This is a genomic window from Chryseobacterium sp. SIMBA_038 (genome assembly GCF_046535115.1).
Lineage (GTDB): Bacteria > Bacteroidota > Bacteroidia > Flavobacteriales > Weeksellaceae > Chryseobacterium.
In genome coordinates this window covers 194971-219851 of record NZ_JAWRXH010000004.1, presented here as the reverse complement: position 1 = coordinate 219851, position 24881 = coordinate 194971, and the positions used below count along the sequence as shown (strand labels likewise).

Below are 24881 nucleotides of genomic sequence, written 5' to 3'. Positions count from 1 at the left end.
AATTTTAATCAAACTGATCAGTGAATTGCTTCAATGACTTATCTCCTAAAAATTTTACTACTAATTGATCTGTTTCTACAAACAAATCATTCAGATGATTATTGATTTCACGGCCGACGCTACAAATAGGATTCGGATTATTATTTTTTTTCCCTAACACTTCAGAATTTTTCACTGCTGAATAAATTTCAGAAATCGTTATAGAATCTGCACCTTTTGAAAGCTGGCTTCCACCCTCTTTGCCCTGTCTGCTCGTAATTAAACCCGCTTCCCGAAGAACGCTAATCTCTTTACGAACAACCGCCGGATTTATATTAATGCTACCCGCCATCCACTCAGAAGTTAGCCACTCCTGCGGACTTTTGGCCAGTAAGGTCATAATATGTATCGCCGTAGCAAATCTTGTATTATTCATCTTAATTACATGACAAAAATAGACAAATTTTTAAATGTAACAAATTTTATTACAGTTAAATTTTTCTTAAAGAATTAATTTATCTAAATCCAGCAATAAATAATTGATATTCTGATTAATCGTTCGTGTGGCCGATTGCATTTGATTCAACATGGCAGCCCGATTATGAAGATCATCGGCTCGGTAATACCCTCCATCACTGAAAATAACCGACTGATCGGCTTCTGTTTTACTATCATCAAACTGATAATGCAACCACCTTTCTTTCATGCTCTGAATAATAGAATGGGTTTCTTTATTCGAGAACTTTTTCTCAGTGTACATGTACCAAATGAATGGCGGAAAGTTCGGAGATTCCAATTTTTCTTTCCAAATATCTCTTAAAAGATTTCTTGAATGTACGAATTCAACTTTTTTACCTTTCGGATTTAATGTTGCCAAACCAAAACCGGCTCCCAAAGCTCCACCACCAATATCAATTGCACTGCTCCACGCATCATCTGTTACAATTCCTCCCGCGATAGATGCTGCAGCTCCGGCAACAATTGAATATAAAATCAGTTTATTACTTTTTGAATCATTAAGATTATCAACATAATTTCCAATTTGGGCAACGCGTTCACCTTCACAGTCGAATTCTGCGGCTACAGCGTCTAATTCGGTCAGAGAGATGGTTATTTTGCTATTAATTCTTGTTTTAAGCTGTAAAACTTTAACCTGAGAACTCAAAGAAGAGTCTTTTTTAAGCTCCATAATTTGATGCACCTCATCCAGATTATCCAATGCATTTAAAATCAAAATACTTTGGTCAGAAAACATTGGTTTAAGATCTTTATTCGCCAATAAAATTGAATCAGAATTATAAGAAGGTAATTTATTAGAATAATTATATTGAAAAGGTGCTTTACAATAACTGTCTTTCAAAGTAAGAATGTTCTGTTTTATAGCCTGATTTTTCTTAGAAACACAGGAAGTTATTAAGCTAAAAACAGTAAAAAGGTAAAATATTTTTCTCATTCAATTTTGTTTTTATTAATAATAAGAGAGATTTCTCCTATCGTCGGAATGGCAGACCGCAATATTGAAGTTTTATATTAATACGAATATAACAAAATAAAAAAATTTACCCGAAGTTCAGGTAAATTTTTAATTTATATGTAAGGTAGGATTACTTAATTCCTAACAATTCCACAACAAAAACAAGGGTACTGTTTGGTCCAATCTCTTTGCTAACTTCTTGTTCTCCATATGCTAAATGTGCAGGAATGATCAATCTCCATTTGCTTCCTACAGGCATTAATTGTAATGCTTCCGTCCAACCTTTAATTACTTTGTTTAAAGGAAAAGAAGCTGGTGTCCCTCTTTTCACAGAACTGTCGAAAACTTTTCCGCCAATTGTAGTTCCGTGGTAGTGGCATTTTACCATAGATTTAGGCCCTGGCTTTGCACCGTCTCCTTCGGTAATGATCTCATACTGCAAACCGCTTGGCAATTGCACCACACTTTCTCTTTTACCGTATTCTTCCATGTATTCCTTACCATCGTTAAGGTTTTTCTCTGCTAATTCTTTTTTACGCTTAAATAACAAATCTGCTACTCCCATAATTTAATTTTTTACAAAGATAAGATTTTGAAGCGGGAAGTTTGAAGCTGGATGATGGAAGTTTTGGAAGCTCGTAATTGCCTCAATTCTAAACATCTCCAAAAATTCAAATAAGATTAATATTATTTTAACGTATATCTCGAAACTTGGCGTTATAATTGGATTTTAAAACTAAATGCCAGATCCACTAAAATATAACAAGAAATTTGACCAACTGTCGGACGAGGAAAAAGAACTCCTCGAAATCAATAAAAAAAGCATTGCCGATTTTGTTGAGCAGTCCCCATCAGTAAGCGATGTTGATTATGCTACCCGAAATGCTCACGCGAAAACCTACGCTGTTGCAAAAGGTGAATTTTTAATTGATCCCAATATTCCCGATGAACTGAAACAGTTTTTTGATAAGGAAAAATTTGATTTAACGATACGATTTTCCAATGCTCATTTAAAGGTTAAAAATAGTAAAAAAGATATTCCTGCTTATGGATTTTCCGTGAAAATAAAGGATGAAAACGGTCAGTTGCTTGCCAATTATCCGTTGGTGAATTTCCCTTTATTTCCAATTAATTCTGTAAGTACTTTTTTGAAGTTATTTACTTCAGTTAATCGATTTTTCATTAAAAAATGGAGCTCATTTTCATTAATGATACAAATACTGAAAGTGATTCCGTCTACTTTTACAGGCTCTTTTTTAAAGAATATCATCAAGCTTTTACTTCATAAAAATGATTTTTTCCTTTCCTTAGATTACCATTCTGTGGGGGCTTACCGATTGGGAGAAAATATGATCAAAATAAAGCTGAGTCCAAGATATGTTGATAAGAATTTCGGAAAGAAACTAAAGGTTAAAGATGCTATTGAGAGTTATTTTCAATCTAACGAATTTGTTGCTGATATTTTAATTCAAATCTGCTATAATCTGGAGGATCAACCGATCAATAAACTCAATGTTGAATGGAAAAATTCACCTTTTATAAAAATCGGGGAAGTAAAAATTAAAAAAAATACTCTGCTCGATCCGCGTTCTTGTGAAAACGAAATGCTTTCTTTTAATCCTTTTGAAAGTAAAGCCTTCTTTCAGCCTGTCGGAAAAATACAGAAACTTCGGGATGAAGCGTATAAGGTTTCGATGCAGACGAGACTTAAGATTAATAAGTTGTTGAAATATAAGTAGGTGAATGGTCAATTTTGCTTCGCAAGTGAATGATGAATTTTTGACTAGTTGTAAGTTTCGAGATTATAAGAAATCTATTATTTTTAACGCAAAGTTTGCTAATTTCTTTTGAAAATAATGACTTCCACCCTAGCCCCGATTGGAACGACATCCTTTTTTGTTGCGGCCAGAGCGAAGCGGAGGCCGTAATAAAAAAGATACAGTGAAAAGCGGGATTAAGCTTCTAAAAAAATTCAAATAAAAAAGGCTCTACAATTTGTAAAGCCTTTCTATTTTTAAATTTTAATTGATATTATTCTTCAATTTTATCTTTTTCCTCGTCTTTATCCGGGAATATGATTGATAAAAGAACCGAGATCACCAATACTCCACCCACAATTCCTAATGAAACTGGTGATGAAATGTGAATCCATGGTGCAATTAGCATTTTAACTCCGATGAAAGATAAGATAATTGCCAAACCATACGGCAATTTGCTGAACATGTGAATAAAATTCGCCAACAGGAAATACAATGATCTAAGACCTAAAATCGCGAAAATATTCGATGTATATAAGATAAACGGGTCATTTGAGATCGCAAAGATCGCAGGAATTGAATCCACTGCGAAAAGTACATCCGTAAACTCGATAACCGCAACTACAACTAAAAGTGGTGTTGCCATTTTGATTCCGTTTTGAACTGTGAAGAACTTATCTCCAACATAATTATCCGAAACTTTCCAGAATCTTTTAATTAACCTTGCACCGGCTGTATTGCTGTAATCTTCATCATCGTCATCGTCTCCATCTCCCCAAGATTTGATACCCGCATAAATAAGAAACAAACCGAAAAGAACCATCACAATATTAATCTGAACAGCTTTTCCAAAGATATTCATTTCAGGTAAATAGGTTAAATTAATCAATCCAACTCCTGCAAAAATGAAAATCGCCCTGAAAATCAATGCTCCGATAATTCCCCAGAAAAGAACTTTGTGATGAAGATGTTTCGGAACTTTAAAGAACCCGAAAACCAAGATGAATACAAATAAATTATCCACCGAAAGAGCCTTTTCTACCCAATATGCAGCTTGATATTGTGTGAATTTCTCTACTGCCAATGCATGACTTCCCGGACCTAAATCTGAGTTATAAACCCAATAGACAACTCCTGAAAACACCATAGACAGTGAGATCCAGACAATTGACCATATTGTGGCTTCTTTAGAAGAAACCTCATGACTTTTTTTGTTGAAAACTCCTAAATCCAGGAGCAACATGATAACCACCGTTATCGCAAATCCCCAAACCAAACCAGGATGAAGATCTATAATACTCGTATTTTGTCCCACTTTTTAATGTGCTTATTATATGATAAAAGCAATAACTGTATGATGTACAATTATTGCCCGTTATTTATTTTATTGATTTGTAATTATTTACAAATATTTCTGCTGAACAGTTTTAATAGTTTCCTCTAATTTTCTGTCTGCTGTAGGATCTCCGATCGCGTTGAATTTCCACTCTCCGTTTCTCTTGTAGAAAACTCCCATTACCATGGCAACGTGACCTTTGAAAGAAGCATCATTTGCAATATCATATTTAGCAAAAACTTCTCTTACATTGGTTGGAGTTCCTTCGTAAATTCTGATCGAAGCAAAAGGAATTGTTCCGAAATCCTGACCTCTATAACTGTTTAAAACCAATGCAACGTGCTCTACACTAGCATCTAACTGACTGAAATCAATAGTAATAACTTCGTTATCAAGACCATCGTCTCCATTTACGTCACCTGTTAAATCATCACCGCTGTGCTTTACAGAACCGTTTTTAGATTTTAGGTTTCCGAAATAAATTACTTCAGTAGAATTTTTGTTAGAATCGTATAAAATACAGCTTCCGTCTAAGTCTACCGCCTCTCTTGTAACTCCTCCGAAGAAACCTTTTTTCTCAATTGCACCCCAGTTGATCCCAACACAAGCCTGCGTAAGAGCTGTACCGTTTTCCTTCGTAAGGTTTATTCTTTGACCTTTTTGTAAGTTAATAGCCATCTTTTTATGTTTAGTAGTTTATTATTTGTTTGGGCAAATTTTGCCTTAGCTTTTCAGCTTTTTATTAATTATTTAAATTTAAATTCAACATCGCGCGAAGAATATTCGTTTCTTCATTAATGTCGAATATTTTGCTCATAATATCTACACTTTCGAGATTTCGGAGATAGTCTTTCAAAACATTTGTTACCGCTTCAGGTAATATGCGTTTTCTTTCGTTGATCGTATCTTCCAGCTGTTCGTTTTTTCTTCTCAACTGATTAATAATTGAACTTTGATTTGATTCATTAGGTGTAACATCTATCTTTTCAAGTATTTTAGAATCAATCATGTACATTTTCTTTTCTTCAATATTAAAAATGAAATGATCATCCGACTGAAAAACCTTAAAAAGTTCATACTCATTACCCGTAACAATGTAACCGCATATAAAACGAACTTTAAAACCCTGAATATTAAGCCTTCCCAACAGTTTTCTTTCGATTGAATAATCCAAATACTGATACGATGGAACTGCACTACATTTTAACAGTTCTTCATCAACACTAGATCTGTAAAACTCTGTTGCATATTTTTTATAAAAATACAGAACATTGTCCCACTGCACCCGAAATTTATCTTCTGTAAGATCTTTATAAAGGCTTTTTAACTGATTGGAAAATACACCGCTGTACATTTTCCTGTCGGTTTCAAAACTATCTGCTCTGCCTTCCTCAAAACCCGAAATATATTTATTATTAACATCAATTTCATTAATTACCGTTAACAGATCGTTTTCTTTCTGACGTTTAATTTTCGTCAGCAATTCTATTAAACTGTCTGTATATTGGAGATGAAAAAGCTCAAGTTTACTATAATCCAATCCCTTATTTTCCCGAAATAGATTGTCGATAATATCTGTTTTAATATAAATCGATATGATATCAATATTTTCAAAAAAATTCGAAAGAAGTTTAAGCTTTGTTAATCTTCTTTTACTCTGAGATAATATGGTTATAGCTTCATCATCCACCTTTATACGGTATTAATTATCCTCTGACGTTTGCTTTTAGTTCATGCTCCAATGTCTGTAGATCCTGATCCAGCTTTCTTCTGCCTTCTGCACCTTGCTTTTGGATTTGTTTCACCTCGTTCAAAGTACCGATAAGTTTCGCAGTTGTTTCTCTCAATGTTTCTACAGAAACGATTGTTTGCTCGTTTGCTCTTGCTACATTGATTGTATTCTGACCCAGACGTTCTGCATTTTTTCTCAAAATTTCTTCTGTCGTAGCAGAAACTTTCTGTTGAATCTCAATATTTTGTTGCTGTCTGTACATCGCCACCGCTAATGAAAGCTGATTTTTCCAAAGTGGCAACGTTGTCGTCAAAATAGTCTGCGCTTTTTCAGCGATAGAAACGTTGTTGTTCTGAACCAATCTGATCTGCGGAAGAGACTGCATCATAATCAAACGAACCACTTTAAGATCCGCCAATCTTCTATCTAATCTCGCGATAAAATCTCTTTTATCAGCAATTTGATAATCCTGATAAGTCTGTGGAGCAGCTTCCATTTGAGCTAATTCAACTCCCGCTTTTTCCATTCTCAGATTTCCGACGATTACCAATTCTTCGATTTGCTTGATGGCATTCACATTACTTTCAAAAATAGTCTGCAAAACAGCATTATCTTTGGTAGAAGTAATGATTCCGGCATTTACTTTATAAGCGATCTGATCGATATTATTAACAATCTTATCATATTTTGTAAATAAATTCTCGATCTGCGCCACGATACTCTTCATGAACGGCAGTTTGCTTAAAAAGCTCTTGAATTTATTTTGATTTAATTCATCTACATCTACATAATTAAGCTCCAACAATAAATTATTGATAAGCTCTCCTACTTCTCCGGAATTTGATCTTCTTACATTTCCTAAGAAACTGTCACTCTGATTAGACAGTGTTCTTTGAAGATCAGCTCCAAAATTGACGATAGATCCCGGGTTAGATTCATCGATAGAATCTGCAAGAGTCTCGTATTTTTTACGTTCTTCAATCTGTAACTGAGTCAAATTTACATTTCCGTCTCTGTCTACAAGCGGAGCCGGAGGCATACTTGGAGCAGCCGGTTGAACCGGTGTCGGAGGAGCCATCGGAGTAGGTTCGAATGTCTTTAGAGGTTCAATAGATCCAAGTGGATCAATCGGTTGATTTTCTTGATTATCCATGGTAAATTATTGATAAATTGATACAAACTTGTCAAGACCGTCTCTTTGTCCACTTCCTACAGCTTCAAATTTCCACTCTCCGTTTCTGTTGTAGATTCTTCCGAATTCTACTGCAGTTTCGATTGAGAAATCTTCGTCTAATTCATATTTTAAGATCTCTTCATTCGTTTCTGTATTAAAAATTCTGATGAAAGAATTTCTCACCTGTCCAAAGTTTTGCTTTCTGGATTCAGCTTCGTGAATCGTTACTACTACTGTAATTTCTTTTACAGCATCATCAATTTTAGTTAAATCGATTTTAATTTGCTCATCATCTCCATTTCCGTCACCCGTCAAATTATCTCCTGAATGAATTACCGCTTTGTCCGGAGACTCAAGGTTGTTGTAAAAAATAAAATGATTATCAGAAACTAACTTTTTGTTCTCGCCCAATAAAAATAAAGACGCATCTAGGTCGAATCCTGTTCCTGTAGACGTGTTGTTGGTGTCCCAACCTAAACCTACAGTAAATTTAGGTGCGTTTATGTTTTCTCTTTGTCCTTTTTGTAAGTTAATAGCCATAATATAATTCAGTTTGCGTTAAAGTGTTTATATTGTTTTCGTATTCTTTTATTAAATGATAATTATTGCTGATCGCAAGTTCCAGCAGGTTATCCATATGTTCTTTTGTTACTTTAGACGTAAGATACTCAAAATTACTTGAATCCAGACCTAAAATATATTTCACAATCCTTGTATTGAACTGGAAACTTGGCTTCACCATTACTTCTGCAACATGTTTTACATCTTTCACAGCATAGTAATTGAAGAAGTTTTCAATTTTAGGATCTAACTCAAAATTCATCAATTCAGCGTAATACATGAATAAAAAATCTGCTTTTACATCAAATTCATCCAAGATTTTATTCACTGTAAATTCATGACTTCCCGTAATTTTTATATCGTCTATAAAAATACAAAGTTTTCCTCTTAAAAAATCTTTATCAAGATAATAAGTATCATTGGCAATCAGATTTTTACGGTCTTCAAAACTTAAATTCCCATAATCTGTTGTATAGGTATGATTTCTATTGATTTTTGATAAAATACTCGACTTTTTTCCTTTTTGAAATAAATAAAAATCAAGATATTTTTTTAAATAAAAACATAAAAAATTAGAAGCCGTCGGAATCGCCATGTACGGACTTGGCAACACTACGATTTCTTTATCTGTATTTAAAATTTCTTCGTGTTCAGAAAGAAATCCATCAAATAATTCTTTTGCAAATTTTTCAGCGTACGATTTATCGCCATACTTGAAATAACTGTATTCTGCGGGCGAAAAAGTAAACTCATCCGCCGAATGAATGTGGTGTAAACTGTACCTTTTATTCATTTCTATTAGTTTTTTAATAAATATGCATTAAATCCAAAATCCTTTGCTCCCTTGTAATCTGCAATCGGATTATCACCGATATGCAAAATCTGATCCATCGGCAGATTTTGATTTTTAACTTTATTTTTTACCTCCTGAAAAATAAGAGGATTCGGTTTAGAAATATTCAGTTCATCAGAATAAATATGGAAATCAATGTACTGATCCAAATTTTCATTGATCAGAAATTTTCTCATCGTTTTTCCCTTGATAAATCCTGTATTGCTTAAAACATTAATTGTTTTTCCTTGATTTTTAATTTCGTCAAAAAACTGATGTAAATTTTCGAAAATAACAACAGGTTTATATTCTAAAAACAACTCTTCGCTTTTTAGATAAAAGTCATTTAGTTTTTCTTTATCTATCTGCTTTAAGTCAACATTCAAAGATCCTAAAATCAATAAATAAATTTCAAAAGTATCAATATTCCCGCCCAACACTTCATTGATATTATTACAAAGATCATCATAATATTTTACGACTTTCGCAACTTCTTCAATCGGTTTATTTGCGTTAAAAAATGAGGAGAACAGCTCAACTCTTTTTGCTTTAAATTCAGGGTGAGATTTTATTAAGGTAAGCCACAAATCAAAAGAAAAATGTGAGTGATTGTGGATGTCTATATCTGTTTTCAAAATGGTTTAAGTTAAAAGTTTTTATTTAGCTTTTCTTGAAAAAGATGTTTTAAATGGTTATTATTTGCTGTCATCAATTCGTGTTTAAAATTTTCAGTTTTCCCAAAGATAGAATTTTTCTTATTAATGGATAAATGACTTCTATGTTTTAAGATATTTTTATGATTTCCCGTGATTTTAATTTAATATTTGATGGCGGAAAATTCTTTTTTTAAACGCAAAGCTCGCAAAGTTTTTTTTTAAAATTATTGAGCATATTTTTCGTTCGCAAAGGCGTTTCACTCAGCCAAGGCGTTCTGCTGTCATTTGCTGAACGGAGTGCCTTTGCGAACGAAAAATATTTTCAAAGGATTAAGCAAAACCTAGCGATCATCGCGTTAAAAATAATTTAGCAAATAATGTCTTTAAATTTCAATTTTTTCAATCGTTTGAAAAAAATTGAAAAAAGTTTTTGCCATTTAAATATTTTTTATAATTTCGCAACCGATTAACAATCAACAATGTCAACAAAAATGATAAATATAATAACTTTAAACAATCCTATCAGAGCTGTGTTCTTTGGTAGCACTGAATATTTATCTGAATAGCATCGACCTTTATAAAATCAAAATATAATTAAAGGCCTATCTATCCAGATAGGTCTTTTTTGCTACCCAATTTCCAGCTTTCGAAAATTCAAGTTGGTTGTCTTAAATTTTTAACGAAAAGAAAAATTTTCTTGCTAAAATAAAATGGTAAGATTAACAAAGTTTTGCGTTTAAAAATTTCAATACAGCCTTAAAAATCAACAATTTAAATTTAACAAAATGAAATACAACACACGAAATATAGGGATAATAGCACACGTCGATGCCGGAAAAACAACACTCACGGAAAGATTGCTTTATTACACAGGAATGATCCACAAAATAGGAAACGTAGACGAAGGAAATACTACGATGGATAAAGACATCCAGGAGAAAAACCGAGGAATCACCATTTCATCCGCAGCTATTTCCACGCAATGGAAAAAGGATAACAACGTTTTTAATATCAACATCATTGATACGCCCGGGCACATTGATTTTGCTGTAGAAGTTGAACGATCTTTACGAGTTTTGGATAGCGTTGTCGCTGTTTTCTGTGCTTCTTCGGGAGTTCAGCCACAGACTGAAAACGTTTGGTTCCAAGCAGAGAAACATGGAATTTCAAAAATCTGTTTTATCAATAAAATGGATAGAATCGGAGCTGATTTCTTTGCTGTTTTAAACGAAATCAAGACCAAATTGAATGCAGTTCCTCTGGCTTTACAAATTCCAATCGGTTCTGAGGACAATTTTGAAGGAGTAATTGATTTAATCAAACAAAAAGCCTTGTATTGGATGGATGAAAATGGCGAGACGATTATTGAAAAAGAAATTCCTGAAAATTATAAAACGGAAGCTGATGAATTCAGATTAAAATTAATGGAAACATTGGCCGAATATGACGAAACGTTCTTTGAAGCTTTCATGAATTCTGAAATTCAAATTTCTAAGGAAATGATGATTGATGCGATAAAAAGAGTTTGTCAGGCAAGAGCAATCGTTCCTGTTTTATGTGGTTCTGCTTTTAAGAATAAAGGAGTTCAGCCTTTACTTGATGCGATCGTAAGTTATCTTCCCGCTCCCAATCAATTGGCTTCAATTAAAGGAAAAAATCCTGCAACAGAAGAAACTATTCAATTAGAAAGAAATGAAGAAGAAACTTTTTCAGGATTGGTTTTCAAAGTGATGATCGATAAACATATGGGAAAACTGGCGATGGTAAGAATCTATTCTGGAAAAATAAATTCCGGAGATACTGTTTTGAATGTGAGAACCGATGAAAATTTCAGAATATCTAGGATTTTGCAAATGCAGTCGGACAAAACGTTAACCATTGAAGACGCGAAAGCTGGTGACATTATCGCTTTAACAGGAATAAAAGATGCTAAAACAGGAGATTCTTTATCTTCTCTTCAAAAGCATGTAGTTTTGGAAGCGATTACGATTCCGGCTCCGGTTATCCGAGTTTCGATTGAGCCTAAAACGAATGCTGATGAGAAATCTTTTGGATTGGTTTTAGCTAAAATTCAGGAAGAAGATCCTTCGTTGGTTGTTGAAAGAGACAAACAAACAGGTGAAACTTTATTGAGTGGTTTGGGAGAATTACATCTTGAGGTTACTTTAGAAAAGATCAGATTGAATCACGGAATTGAGATCAATCAAGGAAAACCTAAAGTTTCGTACAAGGAAATTTTAACCGAAACTAAAATTCACAGAGAAAAATTGGTGAAACAAAACGGAGGAAACGGACAATTTGCTGATATTACTTTTGAAATCGGACCTAGAGATCATAATGAAATCGGGTTAGAATTCATTAATAAAATCAAAGGCGGCGTTATTCCTAGTGAATTTATTCCTTCCGTGGAAAAAGGTTTCAGAGAAGCAATGGAAAACGGGGCTTTCAATGGATATCCTTTGGAAAGTATGAAAATTACGCTTCTTGACGGTTCCACTCACTCCGAAGATTCGGGTGCCTATGATTTTGAAATTGCTGCAAGAGACGGTTTTAGAGCAATTGCAAAACAGTGCAAACCAAAATTACTGGAGCCCATCATGCAAGTTGAGATTCAAAGTATAGAAGAATATACAGGAGCTGTGACTGCTGATATCAATAAAAGAAGAGGAATTATTACTTCAATTGATGAAAGATCAGGCAGAAAAATTTTCACTGCGAAAGTTCCTTTGGCTTCTACTTTCGGATATATTTCTGATCTGAGAACGTTGACGAGCGGTAGAGCTTCGATCAGTATGAAATTGTCGCACTATGCTTTAGTGCCTGATTTTATTTCAAATACATTAATAACTTAAAAAGCGAGGGCTGTGAATTTATTTTGCAGTCCTTGTTTGGGTTATGGAGTGAATGGTCAATAGTGAATTGTAAATTTTTTCTCTTGCGGATTTTGCTGATTACGCAGATTTTTTCTTTTTTTGACCACAGATTTCTCAGATTTTCACAGATGTTTGCGTTTTATTTTAAACCTCCATTATCCAACTTCCAACCTAATTCTCAAACACTAAAACCCCTCAAACTCTACAACTCTCCTACTTCTCAGGCATTACCTTATAAGTCGGGTCATCCTGGATGTTGACTTCTATGATTGCTTCTGCGTTTTTCAGCATTTTTCGGCAGTCTTCGCTAAGGTGTTTTAAATGTAATTTTTTGTTTTGCTGGGCATATCTTTTCGATAATTTATCTAAAGCATCGATGGCACTCATATCAACGATTCTGCTTTCTTTAAAATCTATAATTACTGCATTAGGATCATTTGCTGGATCAAACTTATCTGTAAATGCCGTTACTGAACCGAAAAATAACGGTCCATATATTTCGTAATATTTTACCCCTTTTTCATCAACATATTTTTTTGCTCTGATTCTTTTTGCATTATCCCAAGCGAAAACTAATGCGGAAATAATTACCCCAACCAGAACCGCTAACGCAAGATTATGTAAAACAATGGTTATTAAAGCAACCGTAATTCCTACAAAAATATCAGATTTCGGCATTTTATTGACGATTCGGATAGAAACCCATTGAAAAGTACTGATCGCAACCATCATCATAACTCCAACCAAAGCTGCCATTGGAATTTTTTCTATAAACGGAGCGCCGACCAAAATGATAATTAAAATAGTAATGGATGCAATAATTCCTGATAACCTGGCTCTCGAACCTGCATTTAAATTAACTAAAGTCTGCGCTACCATTGCACAACCACCCATTCCACCGAAAAATCCGTTGGTAATATTGGCGATACCTTGCGCAACAGATTCACGGTTTGTGCTTCCTTTTGAGTCTGTTATCTCATCAACCATGGATAAGGTAAGAAGAGATTCTATCAAACCAACACCTGCCATAATCATTGCATAAGGAAAGATAATTTCTAATGTTTTTAATGAAAAAGGAATCTGCGGAATATGAAAACTGGGAAGACTTCCGCTAATGCTGGCAATATCTGCAACCGTTTTTGTATGAATATTAAAACCTAAAACTACCACAAAAACAATTAAAATGCCAACTAAAGAAGCCGGAATAACCTTTGTTATTTTAGGAAAAAAGTAAACAATAGCAATCGTTAAAGCAGTCAAACCCGCCATAATATATAAGGATGTGCCTTGAAGCCAATCTACAACTCCATTGCTGCCTGTGATTTTGAACTGTTCGACTTGAGCCATAAAAATAATCACTGCCAAACCATTCAGAAATCCATACATTACAGGTTGTGGAATTAATCTTACAAATTTTCCGAGCTTAAAAACACCGACCAATAATTGGAAAATACCTGCAAGTACGACCGTCGCGAAAAGATATTCTATTCCGTGAGTTTTAATTAAAGCGATTAAAACGACAATCGTTGCACCCGCTCCACCGGAAACCATTCCGGGACGACCGCCTAAAATTGCGGTTACCAATCCCATCATAAAAGCGGCATACAAACCCGTCAAAGGAGAAAGACCTGCTAAGATTGCAAACGAAAGAGATTCCGGAATCATGGTCATGGCTACTGTAAAACCAGCCAATAACTCATTTTTGTAGTTTATTTTTTTGGAAAAGTCGAAAATATTGAGATAGCTATTCATTTCGGGACAAAGGTATGGACTTGAAATAATTTATACAATTATAAAAATCCAGTACCACAACTTTATGTTAAAATATTCAATAATAATGATGAAAAAATGGTATTATTTCACTAATAAGTGTATTTATTATGATTCTTTTTAATTGAATTTAAATTTTTAACAATATTTATTAATTCATTTTTTGGTTTGATTCTTAATTTTTATATATTTGAATGCAAACTAATTGATCAATTTCTAAGGGTTATTATAGGAGTTATTCAAAATATTTTTTCGAATAAAGCCTGAATAGATCAGGGAAAATCAAAGGTTTAAAACTACATAAATAAAATTGCATGAGAGAGCTTTAATAGGTAATATATTATTCATACTTATAAAAAAAGGAAGTTTGAAATAGGTATATAAGGTTTTATTAAGCAAATGGAGTGAGAATTAAAAGAATCATTGTACAACTTTTATGGTACAAAGAGTTCTTCAATATAAAAACTACCTGAAAACAAATGACCATTAACCAACAAATAATGATCTTAAGCAAACCATATATTAATTATAATTAATTTTTGTATTAGACAAGGCCCAAGTTGGGTTTTATATATTTTAATTAAATTATATTCAAATTATTCTTCAGCTTATAAGTTTCAAAAATAAACGAAATAAATATCATTTTTTTGAAAATAATACATACCTATTTATTCTTTCAATGCACATGTTTAATTAAGAAATATTTATTTAAATAAATGTTATACAAAGAAATACATATAGGAAAGTTCATCAAAGAAAGAGTTCTTGAAAAAGAAATTACAATAGAAAGAATTTGTAATTTCTTAAACAAGGATGAAGATTTTGTTGAAGCAATCTATACAAGCAAATCTGTGGATACGGATCTTCTTTTGAGATGGAGCAAATTATTGGAGTACGATTTTTTCAGACTCTACAGTTCACACCTTATCTTATATGCTCCCCCATCTGCAGTAAATAAAAATGCTAATAAATCTGAAAAAATACCTTATTTCAGGAAAAATATTTATACTCAGGAGATTAAAGAGTTCATTATTAAAAGAATTCTTTCCGGAGAAATGACTCAGAGTGAAGTAATTAGAGAATATTCTATTCCTAAGAGTACCCTTCACAGATGGTTACAGAAAAGCGACGATACTAACGAATAAAAAAAGCCTGATGCGCCCAAATTACACAAAAATTTATCAGGACATGCTAAGGCTGGAGCATCCTGAAAAGCTAAAAGATCCAAAAATTCAACAGCTTATTAAAAATCTTAATACGAGTGAAGATGTATTAAATTTTAATGAAAAATTGTTTGAGCAATCTAAGGAAGCTCAGAAAAATAATCAGAAATTAAAAACTTATGACAAGAAAACAATGCTGAAACTTTTGCAATACCAAAAGAAGCACGGTTTCTCTACAAGTTATATGTCTCGGAAATACAAAATAAGCAGAACCACATTAGCGAAGTGGAAAGTAACTTTTGAAGAAGAGTTTGAAGCTTTAAAATAAAAAAAACGGATGGATTAAATTTCATCCGTTTTTTTTATTCATTTATTATTAATTCAACGACAGATATTTTAATAGTAAAATATTCAAAATAAATCAAACTATTGTTATTATTATTCAAACATACTAAACCAATCTATACATAATAATCATAAAACTGGTAGTATTTTTGCTTCATTGATAGTTTTAGTTTTAATAAATTATAAACTTATAAATCCGCAGTTAAAAACACACCACAATGATTAGTTTCATTAAGAAAAATATTTTATTTCCTACGCTCTTAATTTCAAGTTTAATGCTTTGTCAGAAAAAGAAATTTCAAGAAATCGACAAACTATTAAAAGCTGCAGAAAAAAGCAATACGGAATATAGAGATCTGGAAACATTTGAGTACTCAAAAAAAGCAATTATTTTATCACAGGAAGCCGGAGATTCTAAAAGACTTGCAAACAGTTATTACACAATGGCGCTTTCACTGGCCAATTTAGAATTACTGAAACAAAGCTTAGTGTACATACAAAAAGCCTACGCACAAAAGTCTACAGCCCAAGACACATTGTTATTATCAAAATTAAAAGAATTGAAATTCTATGATTACAACTCGTTGGGCTTAAAGTCAGAAGGTACAAAAGAGTTATTTGAAGCCAAAGAGCTTATTAAAACACAAAAGGATACAGAGTCTGCAAAATTGCTGGCAAGAATTTATGGTGAAATCGGAAATAATTATTACTACCAAGATAACATAGATTCTGCTTTTGTTTACTACAAACTAAAGTTTGATCAGCTAAAAAAATTACCTGAAAAAGACATTTACAAAAACAAAGCATATCTGTATTATTATATGGGAAAATCCTATTTAAAGAAAAAAAATACAGATTCAGTTTTACATTATATTCAAAAAAGCATTGAACTAAAACAAAAATACAAATACCCTTTGCTATTTGCAGATTACACTTTACAGGGAGATTATTATTTTGAGGAAAAAAAATATCACAAAGCACTGGATTTCTATTTAAAATCTCTTCAAAATATAAATGAACACCGTATTCATCGTACTTCCACACCGGAAATTTACAAAAAAATTTCGGAAACATATCGTATGCTGGGAGAGCAAACCAAGTACAAAGAATATGAAAAAATATTTTCCGATAAAGAAAGTAAAATGCTAATTGAAAGAAATAAAAATACAGAATACGCCCTCAATATTATATTAAAAGACAAAGCTGATGAATACGATAAAGCCCAAGAAAAAAATTACATATTCATTTCCGTTGTTATAGTTTCATTACTTATTTTCTTTTTCTTCCTTTATAAATTACTTAATAAAAATATAAAACTGAAAGAAAACATGATCTCGGAAGTAACGAGTACTTTACAGAATAAAGAGGAAATAATTACACAAAAAGATCATGAAACAAAACAACTTCAGCAAAAAGTAAATGATTCTTACCAAGAAGTCATAGAATTAGCGAAAAATAATGACCCTTCATTTTATTTTAGATTTCAGGAAGTTTATCCTGAGTTTCAGAAAAAACTATTGGAAATAAGCCCGGGCTTGAGAACGACAGAACTCATCCTTTGCGCTTACACATTTTTAGGATTTACTATTAAAGACATTGCAGACTACACCTTTAAATCTGTGAACACAGTTCGTAACAGAAAACAGAATTTAAGGAAAAAATTTAATTTACAAACTGAAGAAGATCTGGGAGTTTGGTTAAGAAATTTAATTGATCAAAAAGGAGTAAATTAAATTAAAACAACTCACTATCAACAAGTTAAGCAAAAGTAGTATATGAATGGTATACTGCTTTTTTTGCGTTTTCATGAATTTTGTTTCTCTTTGTATCAGTAAATCAATAGAGAGTATTATTAAAAAATAAATAACACAAATGATGAAAAAATAATTTTAAAATTTTAATCATACCAATCTAAAGATCTACTAAAAAGTAAAAATGAAAAAAAACTTATCCTATTAAGCCCCAACTAAAAGCAATAGGTAAAAAACACAAATGATGAAAAAAAGTATCAGTAAAATGCCCCATTTTTCTGATGCAAACCAAAAACACACAATGATGGAAATTAATAGCTGAGAAAGGGTAATATTCTCATCCAGGTATTTACCCTTCTGCTATTAATTTTCTTTTTACAGGCTCATATTTTATCCCATATTAGTTAATTTTATTAGTTAAAAAAACGAGTGAATTTAGTTTCATTCGTTTTTTTATGTATAGCATTATTAATTTCTCAAAATGCTTATTAATAGTAATATATTCAATACAATTAAAATAAAAGTTACTATTTTCAAACAATTCTAAGTATTTTCTATTTTATTATTATCATAATGATTGTATTTTTGTGCTTCAACATGATTTTAGTTTAAATAATTATTAAGACTAAACCGTAACGTTTAAAAACACATCAATGCTTAGCTTTATTAGAAAAAATATTTTACTGTTTTTAATTTTAATGTCAGGATTTTTATTTTGCCAGGATCAGCAATTGAAAGAGATTGATACACTTTTAAATAAAGCACAAGAAAAAGCTATTGCATTTAAGACATTAAAACAACTAGAATATGCGAAGAAAGCCAACGCATTAGCACTAAAAACCGGCAATTCTGAAAGAATAGCAAAAAGTTATCAGCAACTATCACTAGCGCTTTTTATGCTTCAATTACCCAAACAAAGCTTATTGTACGCGCAAAAGGGAATGGAAGAAAGTTACACAAAAAATAATAAATTATTTCATCTCCAACTATTAGGTCTGAAAGCGGGTAATTATGATGAATTAAATTTAACTTCTCAAGCGGCTAAAGAGAGATTTAAAATAATAAATATCATAAAAGATGATAGTGATGACAGCTCTATAATTTCTAAAGTAGCTCTATTCACAAGTCTTGGAGCCCACTATACTATCGATAAAAAAAACACAGACTCTGCGTTTGTTTATTTTAAATCCGCAAATGAGCAACTAAAAAAAATTCCAGAAAAAAATTATTTCTTATATTCTGATTATTACCTTTATTTAGGAGACACCTTTCTAGCGGCAAAAAAAGCAGATTCGGCTTTATATTATTTTGAAAAAAGCTATCAGCTAAAACAAAAATATAAAATCCCTGTTCTCTATACAGAATATACCTTTTTAGGAAATTATTATTCCGAACAAAAACAATATACCAAAGCATTAGATTTTTATTTAAAAGGTCTTGACAATATAAAAAAGTACTATAACAACTTATCAGATCATGCAGATTTATACCAAAAAATATCAGGAGTTTACGGGAAACTAGGAGATAAAAAACAGCAAACCGAATATCAAAAATATTATTCTGACACTCAGAAAAAAGCATTAGAACTCAAAAATAAAAATATAGATTACGCTCTTAATGTAATCTTAAAGGATAAATCCGATGAGTTTGATCAGGCTCAAAGAAAAAATTACATCTATATTTCTATTGGTATTCTTCTATTACTTATTTTCTTTTTCTTTCTTTATAAATTATTAAATAAAGATTTAAAACATAAAGAAAGTATGATCTCTGAGGTAACCAATAGTTTACAGAATAGAGACGAAATCATTACTCAGAAAAATCACGAAACAAAACAACTTCAGCAGAAAGTAAATGATTCTTACCAGGAAGTAATAGATTTAGCAAAAAATAATGATCCTGCATTTTATTTCCGTTTTCAAGAAGTATATCCGGAGTTTCAGAAAAAATTACTGGAAATAAGTCCAAGCTTAAGAACTACCGAACTTATATTGTGCACCTATACATTTTTAGGATTCAGTATTAAGGACATTGCAGACTATACATTTAAATCTGTAAACACAGTTCGTAACAGAAAACAGAATCTCAGAAAAAAATTCGATCTACAAACCGAAGAAGATATGGGAATTTGGTTAAGAAATTTAACCGGATTAAATTCACAATATTAAATTAAACAATTAATTATCAATAAATTAAATAAAAGTAGTATGCAGATGGTATACTACTTTTTTTGTTTTATCATGAATTTTGTTTCTATTTGTACCAGCAAATCAAACGGAGCATCTGGTTCAAAAAAAACCAACACAAATGATGAAAAAAAAAATTAGAACACTAAAAACAGAATCAGATTTCCATAAAGATTTACTAAAAAAGTAGAAACACAAAAGATGAAAAAATGTATCATTAAAATGCCCCAATTTTTTTATTGATACAAACCAAAAACACACAATGATGAAAATTAATAGCTGAGAAAGGGTGATATTTCTCGTCCAAGTATTTACCCTTTTGCTATTAATTTTCTTTTTTTTCCAACTTCTCATTTAAATTCAAACAAAATACATTTTAATTCATTAATATTATTTCATAATTATTAAAAATATAATTAAAAAGATTATTTATTGATAATTATCCAAAATATCTGTCTATTTTTGCACTAATAAATAATAATCACACATTTTAAGGGGCAAAAGTGATATGATCAAAGAAAAATTTTTCATAAGAAACTGTATAATTATTTTTTTCATTCTACTATCGAATTTGGCGGCATCTCAAGATAGTCAATTAACAAAAATTGATAAATTACTAAAAGAAGCACAGAAAAATCATACTAAATATCGTGATTTTGAAGAACTAAAATTAGCTAAAGAAGCCAATATTCTTGCCGAAAAAACCAATAACTCTAAACTGATATCTGAAAGCAGTTATATAGTAGCCCGGGCATTATGCTCTCTCGAATTACAAAAAGAGAGTCTATACTATATACAAAAAGCTTCAAAACAGAAGTTTACAAAACAGACACCCATTCTTCAAGCCAAACTAATCGAATTAAAATCATATAATTATTACGTTTTATCATTAAAATCTCAAAGTTCAGCGGAACTTCATAAAATCCTGGAAATGTTAAAAGGAAATAAGGATTTTTCTTCTGTTAATATAATATGTAGAACGCATGATAATATCGCCAATCATTACTTTGACGAAAACAAGATAGATTCCGCACTTATATTTTATAGATTATCTACTAAAGAATTAGAAAAATTACCTGTATCTAAATTCCACAATGTATTTTGCGAGCATTATATAAATCTTGGGAATGCTTTCCTGAAAAAGGAAAATGCAGATTCCACATTATATTATTTCAAAAAAAGCTATGAATTAAAACTGAAATACAAAGATCCAATACTTTTCACACAATATATGGTTTTTGGAAGCTATTATGAGAATCAAAAACAATATGAAAAAGCTTTAGAATTATATCTAAAAGCAATTCAAAACATGAAAAAATATTCGGTAAACGAAATTCCCTTTAATTTTATTAATAAAAAAATCTCCGATTTATATGGAATTTTAGGAAATAAGAACAAACAAAATGAGTTTGCAGAACTCTATTCAAAAGAAGAAAATCAACTTACACTTGAAAAAAGCAGGAATGTTGATTATGCCTTGAATATTATCCTGGCTGATAAAAAAAATGAATATAATTCTACTCAACAGAAAAAATATGCATGGATATTTATCGGAGTTTCTGTGCTTATTATAATATCATTATTTATTTATACTCTATTGAGGAATAATTTAAAGCATAAAGAATCTACAATCTCAGAATTCACAAATACTTTACAGCAAAAAGAGGAAATAATTTCAAAAAAGAATGTGGAAACCGAAGAACTTCAACAAAAAGTAAACGACGCCTACACTGAAATAATAGAACTCGCTAAAAACAATAATCCTTCCTTCTATTTTCGTTTTCAAGAAGTTTATCCCGAATTTCAAAAAAAATTACTAGAATATAATCCAAATTTAAGAACTTCTGAGCTCATCCTTTGTGCCTATACATATTTAGGATTTACAATTAAGGATATTGCGGAGTACACTTTTAAATCTGTAAACACAATTCGTAACAGAAAACAAAACCTAAGAAAAAAATTCGCTATACAAACTGAAGAAGATATGGGAATTTGGTTAAGGAATTTAACCCGTGAAAAATCATAAAATAAATTTAAAACATTAATAATCAAAAACTTAATTAAAAATAGTATATGAATGGTATACTATTTTTTTTGTTTTTTTGTGAATTTTGTTTCTATTTGCATCAGTAAATCAATGGGAAAGTTTGGTTAATAAACTTTAAAACACAAATGATGAAAAAAAACAAAAACACAAAGAAAATTAACATTACTATCCAAAAGATTTACTAAAAAGTAAAAATGAAAGAAAACTTACCGGATTGATCCCAAGCCAAGACGGTAAGTTTAAAAACACACAAATGATGAAAAAAAGTATCAGTAAAATGCCCCAATTTTTTCTGATGCAAACCAAAAACACACAATGATGAAAATTAATAGCAGATAAAGGATAATATTTCTCATCCAAATAATTATCCTTTTGCTATTAATTTTTATTTTCAAAAGCCTCAAAATTCCCCCAATATTCTGTTTCATAGAATTTCATTGATCCGTTAAAAAAAACAATTAAAACAAATGTTATCTACCATATTTTTAATATAATTGTTTTATTTTTGCAATAATCCCAAAACCAATTATACAACTTTAAGGGGCGAAAGTTAGTATGATCAAGAAAAACATTTTAATACAAAACAGTATAGCAATTTTCGCTATTCTCATTTCAAATTTCATGTTCTGCCAAAATCAGTTCAAGGAAATAGATCAATTATTACAACAAGCAGAGCAAAGCAGAAAAGAATTTAACAATCTCGATCAATTAAAATACGCTAAACAAGCCAGTATTTTAGCCGAAGAAACAGGAGATTCACAAAAAATAGCGGAATGCTATTATAATATTGCGCGTGCTTTATCCTTTTTGGAACTTCAAAAAGAAAGTTTCTCCTATATCAATAAAGCATCTCAGCAGCCTTATACAAAAAAGAGTAAGCTTATACAGGCTCAACTTAAGGAAATAAAAGCCTTTAATTATTATAGTTTAGGATTAAATTCGCAGTTTAATAAAGAATTGCCTGGCATTGTCAAACTTTTAAAAAAGGAAAATAGCAAAGACGCTATTATTTTACTCCAGCGGACTTACTTAAATATTGGCTCAACAAAACCCGATTCAGCCAAATATTATTCAGAATTATGCTTTAAAGAATTAAAAAAATTACCCGAAAAAGACACTCATTTAGAACTAGCCGATTTTTATAGATACAAAGGCACAGAATTTCAGGAGAAGATTCCGGATTCTGCTCTTTATTATTATCAAAAAAGTATTCAGATAACTCAAAAATATCATGACCCTGTGCTTTTTTTCAATTATACGGCATTTGGTGATTACTACTCTAGTCAAAAAAAATATCATGAAGCGATAAGTTATTATGAGAAAGCCATCCAAAATATAAAAGAGCAAAATATCACTCCATACCATTTTGTAAATAATGATCTTTTTAACAAGATTTCAGATCTTTACGGGAAGTTAGGAGAAAAAGATAAACAAAATGAATATCAGGCAATCTATTCAGATCTTCAAAAAAAATTATTAACTGAAAGAAATAAAAATGTAGAATCTGCACTTAATATTCTTTTAAAAGACAAAGAGGAAGAGTATAAATCGTCTGAACTTCAAAAATATACACTAATCTCCATTGGTGTTTTAGCACTTATTTTCTTATTCTTTTTTATTTATAGAATATTAAGAAAAAACCTTAAGCATAAAGATATAATTATCCAAGAAGCTGCTACCACTTTACAAAGTAAAGAGGAAATAATTGATCAGAAAAATTCTGAGACCCAAGAGCTTCAGCTAAAAATAAATGATGCTTATACCGATGTCGTAGAATTGGCAAAAAAGAATGATCCTTCTTTTTATTTTCGCTTTCAGGAAGTATATCCTGAATTTCAAAGAAAGTTATTAGAAACAAATCCAACTTTAAGAACTTCTGAACTTATACTTTGCGCCTATACTTTTTTAGGGTTCAGTATTAAGGATATTGCAGAATATACGTTCAAATCAATAAACACAATACGCAACAGAAAACAAAATTTAAGGAAAAAATTTAGTATTCAAACTGAAGAAGATATGGGAATATGGTTAAGAAATTTAACTTCTAAGAAAGAATAATAAAATTATACAATTAATTTTCAAATATTTACATAAAAATAGTATACAGATGGTATACTATTTTTTTTATGTTTTCATGATTTTTGCTTCTATTTGCATCAGTAAAATCAATCGGAGATCTGATCATAAAAACTTCCGAACACAAATGATGAAAAAAAATACCACAAGTGAAATTGGTCAGATCCAACCGATAGAAATCAACACAAATGAAAAAAATTGCCGTATTAAAATTCCCAAGTTAAAACGGTAGATTAAACACACAATGATGAAAATCAATAGCTGAGAAAAGGGTAATATTCTCATTTTTATATTGCCCTTATGCTATTAAAAAACGAAAACTAGTATATCATAATAAGGTTTTGACAATAAGGTTCTAAATTATTTATTTAGAGCCTTTTTTATGATTAAAAATATCTACAAATTACAATTTCAATCATTAAAAATTTATCAGCAAAAGGGAGCAAAAAAAAAGATTCATTTTTTTAATTTTAATATAAAACATATATTTTATTAACTGTTCAATAGAGTTTATAAAATACATCGTACGAATCGAATTAAAGAATATCCAGCTACTTATTGGAAATTCAAATGTTTGATTATCAATAATATAAACCAAAATAGTATATTAATGGTATATCTGTTTTTTTGATATAGAAGAAAATTTGCTTCTATTTGCATCAGTAAAATTAATAAGACAGTAAGAGTAAGATTTATTTAAAACACACAAATGATGAAAAATTTATATCAATGAATAATGCCCCCAATTTTCTATGATATAAAAAAAGTTAGTCGTAACAATTATTAAAAAACTCTGATTTTTATTTACCAAACACAAGATGAAAAAACATTAAATGAAAAAGGGCAATACACCATATTGCCTTTTTCTTTTTCTGTTCATAAATTACATTTGAAACATTCATTTTTAAATATATTTTCAAAAAAGCCCGATAAAATAATTATTATCGGGCTTTTGTATTAAAAGGTAACTATCAAGAAAAGTACGGGGCATTCGTTTGCCGGAATCGAACCGGATAACCTTGTTGGAGTTACCAACTTCGCTATTCCTCCCCTTTAAATGGTACGATGGAACTTTTCTCTACGACACTTTTATTTTTATAGAAAACAAGGCAATGAGCAAAAAGCGTAGTCGTGCTCTAACCAACTGAGCTACTCTTCCTATTTTAGAT

19 protein-coding genes are annotated in these 24881 nt (G+C 31.0%); 8 read left to right on the top strand and 11 right to left on the bottom strand.

The annotated features are described in order from the left end of the window. Nucleotides 1-4: 4 nt before the first annotated feature. The 3 genes from SB689_RS14735 to SB689_RS14725 all read right to left on the bottom strand — a co-directional run bounded on the left by SB689_RS14735 (nucleotide 5) and on the right by SB689_RS14725 (nucleotide 2018). Nucleotides 5-415, bottom strand: coding sequence for an Rrf2 family transcriptional regulator (locus tag SB689_RS14735; protein WP_066751789.1), 411 nt, complete (start codon nucleotides 413-415; stop codon nucleotides 5-7). Nucleotides 416-481: 66 nt separating this feature from the next. Then, nucleotides 482-1432, bottom strand: coding sequence for a hypothetical protein (locus tag SB689_RS14730; protein WP_410692863.1), 951 nt, complete (start codon nucleotides 1430-1432; stop codon nucleotides 482-484). Nucleotides 1433-1583: 151 nt separating this feature from the next. Continuing rightward, complete coding sequence (locus tag SB689_RS14725) at nucleotides 1584-2018, bottom strand: FKBP-type peptidyl-prolyl cis-trans isomerase (protein ID WP_066751795.1); 435 nt, start codon at nucleotides 2016-2018, stop codon at nucleotides 1584-1586. Between the two features lie 175 nt (nucleotides 2019-2193). Here SB689_RS14725 and SB689_RS14720 point away from each other — a divergent pair, with 175 nt between their 5' ends. Beyond that, on the top strand, nucleotides 2194-3192 hold the full coding sequence (locus SB689_RS14720) for a catalase (RefSeq protein WP_410692862.1): 999 nt from the start codon (nucleotides 2194-2196) through the stop codon (nucleotides 3190-3192). Nucleotides 3193-3484: 292 nt separating this feature from the next. Here SB689_RS14720 and SB689_RS14715 read toward each other — a convergent pair whose 3' ends face one another. The 7 genes from SB689_RS14715 to SB689_RS14685 form a co-directional block, all read right to left on the bottom strand. Continuing rightward, entirely contained in the window at nucleotides 3485-4525 is a 1041-nt protein-coding gene (locus SB689_RS14715; RefSeq protein ID WP_410692861.1) for a TerC/Alx family metal homeostasis membrane protein, read from the bottom strand. Between the two features lie 87 nt (nucleotides 4526-4612). Beyond that, nucleotides 4613-5224, bottom strand: coding sequence for a TerD family protein (locus SB689_RS14710; RefSeq protein WP_066751804.1), 612 nt, complete (start codon nucleotides 5222-5224; stop codon nucleotides 4613-4615). Between the two features lie 64 nt (nucleotides 5225-5288). Continuing rightward, a complete protein-coding gene (locus tag SB689_RS14705; RefSeq protein WP_410692860.1) occupies nucleotides 5289-6086 on the bottom strand; it encodes a hypothetical protein in 798 nt (265 codons plus the stop codon). Nucleotides 6087-6252: 166 nt separating this feature from the next. Further along, nucleotides 6253-7431: a toxic anion resistance protein gene (locus SB689_RS14700; RefSeq protein WP_410692859.1), complete on the bottom strand. Its 1179-nt coding sequence runs from the start codon at nucleotides 7429-7431 to the stop codon at nucleotides 6253-6255. Between the two features lie 6 nt (nucleotides 7432-7437). After that, nucleotides 7438-7992, bottom strand: a complete 555-nt coding sequence (locus SB689_RS14695) for a TerD family protein (RefSeq protein ID WP_410692858.1) — start codon at nucleotides 7990-7992, stop codon at nucleotides 7438-7440. Further along, complete coding sequence (locus SB689_RS14690; RefSeq protein ID WP_410692857.1) at nucleotides 7982-8806, bottom strand: phosphoribosyltransferase family protein; 825 nt, start codon at nucleotides 8804-8806, stop codon at nucleotides 7982-7984. The genes SB689_RS14695 and SB689_RS14690 overlap by 11 nt, the downstream gene beginning before the upstream one ends. Nucleotides 8807-8811: 5 nt before the next feature. Beyond that, complete coding sequence (locus SB689_RS14685) at nucleotides 8812-9480, bottom strand: HAD family hydrolase (protein WP_410692856.1); 669 nt, start codon at nucleotides 9478-9480, stop codon at nucleotides 8812-8814. Between the two features lie 806 nt (nucleotides 9481-10286). On the opposite strand from SB689_RS14685, the gene fusA reads away from it, so the two are divergent. Then, complete coding sequence (gene fusA / locus SB689_RS14680; protein WP_410692855.1) at nucleotides 10287-12353, top strand: elongation factor G; 2067 nt, start codon at nucleotides 10287-10289, stop codon at nucleotides 12351-12353. Between the two features lie 234 nt (nucleotides 12354-12587). On the opposite strand, the gene SB689_RS14675 is transcribed toward fusA, so the two are convergent. Then, the gene (locus SB689_RS14675) at nucleotides 12588-14126 is read right to left on the bottom strand and encodes a SulP family inorganic anion transporter (protein ID WP_410692854.1); all 1539 of its coding nucleotides are present in this window, start codon (nucleotides 14124-14126) and stop codon (nucleotides 12588-12590) included. A 734-nt stretch (nucleotides 14127-14860) separates the two neighbouring features. Here SB689_RS14675 and SB689_RS14670 point away from each other — a divergent pair. The 6 genes from SB689_RS14670 (at nucleotide 14861) to SB689_RS14645 (ending at nucleotide 23694) form a co-directional block, all read left to right on the top strand. Continuing rightward, nucleotides 14861-15289, top strand: coding sequence for a transposase (locus SB689_RS14670; RefSeq protein WP_410692853.1), 429 nt, complete (start codon nucleotides 14861-14863; stop codon nucleotides 15287-15289). A gap of 10 nt (nucleotides 15290-15299) precedes the next feature. Then, nucleotides 15300-15635: a helix-turn-helix domain-containing protein gene (locus tag SB689_RS14665; protein ID WP_410692852.1), complete on the top strand. Its 336-nt coding sequence runs from the start codon at nucleotides 15300-15302 to the stop codon at nucleotides 15633-15635. A gap of 235 nt (nucleotides 15636-15870) precedes the next feature. After that, a complete protein-coding gene (locus SB689_RS14660) occupies nucleotides 15871-17385 on the top strand; it encodes a hypothetical protein (RefSeq protein ID WP_410692851.1) in 1515 nt (504 codons plus the stop codon). A gap of 671 nt (nucleotides 17386-18056) precedes the next feature. Continuing rightward, nucleotides 18057-19571 carry a hypothetical protein gene (locus tag SB689_RS14655; RefSeq protein WP_410692850.1) on the top strand — a complete coding sequence of 505 codons (1515 nt, stop codon included), beginning with the start codon at nucleotides 18057-18059 and terminating at the stop codon, nucleotides 19569-19571. Between the two features lie 589 nt (nucleotides 19572-20160). Next, nucleotides 20161-21615 (top strand): helix-turn-helix transcriptional regulator, encoded by a 1455-nt coding sequence (locus SB689_RS14650; RefSeq protein WP_410692849.1) that lies wholly within the window; start codon nucleotides 20161-20163, stop codon nucleotides 21613-21615. Between the two features lie 576 nt (nucleotides 21616-22191). Further along, on the top strand, nucleotides 22192-23694 hold the full coding sequence (locus SB689_RS14645) for a transcriptional regulator (protein WP_410692848.1): 1503 nt from the start codon (nucleotides 22192-22194) through the stop codon (nucleotides 23692-23694). Nucleotides 23695-24881: the final 1187 nt, after the last annotated feature.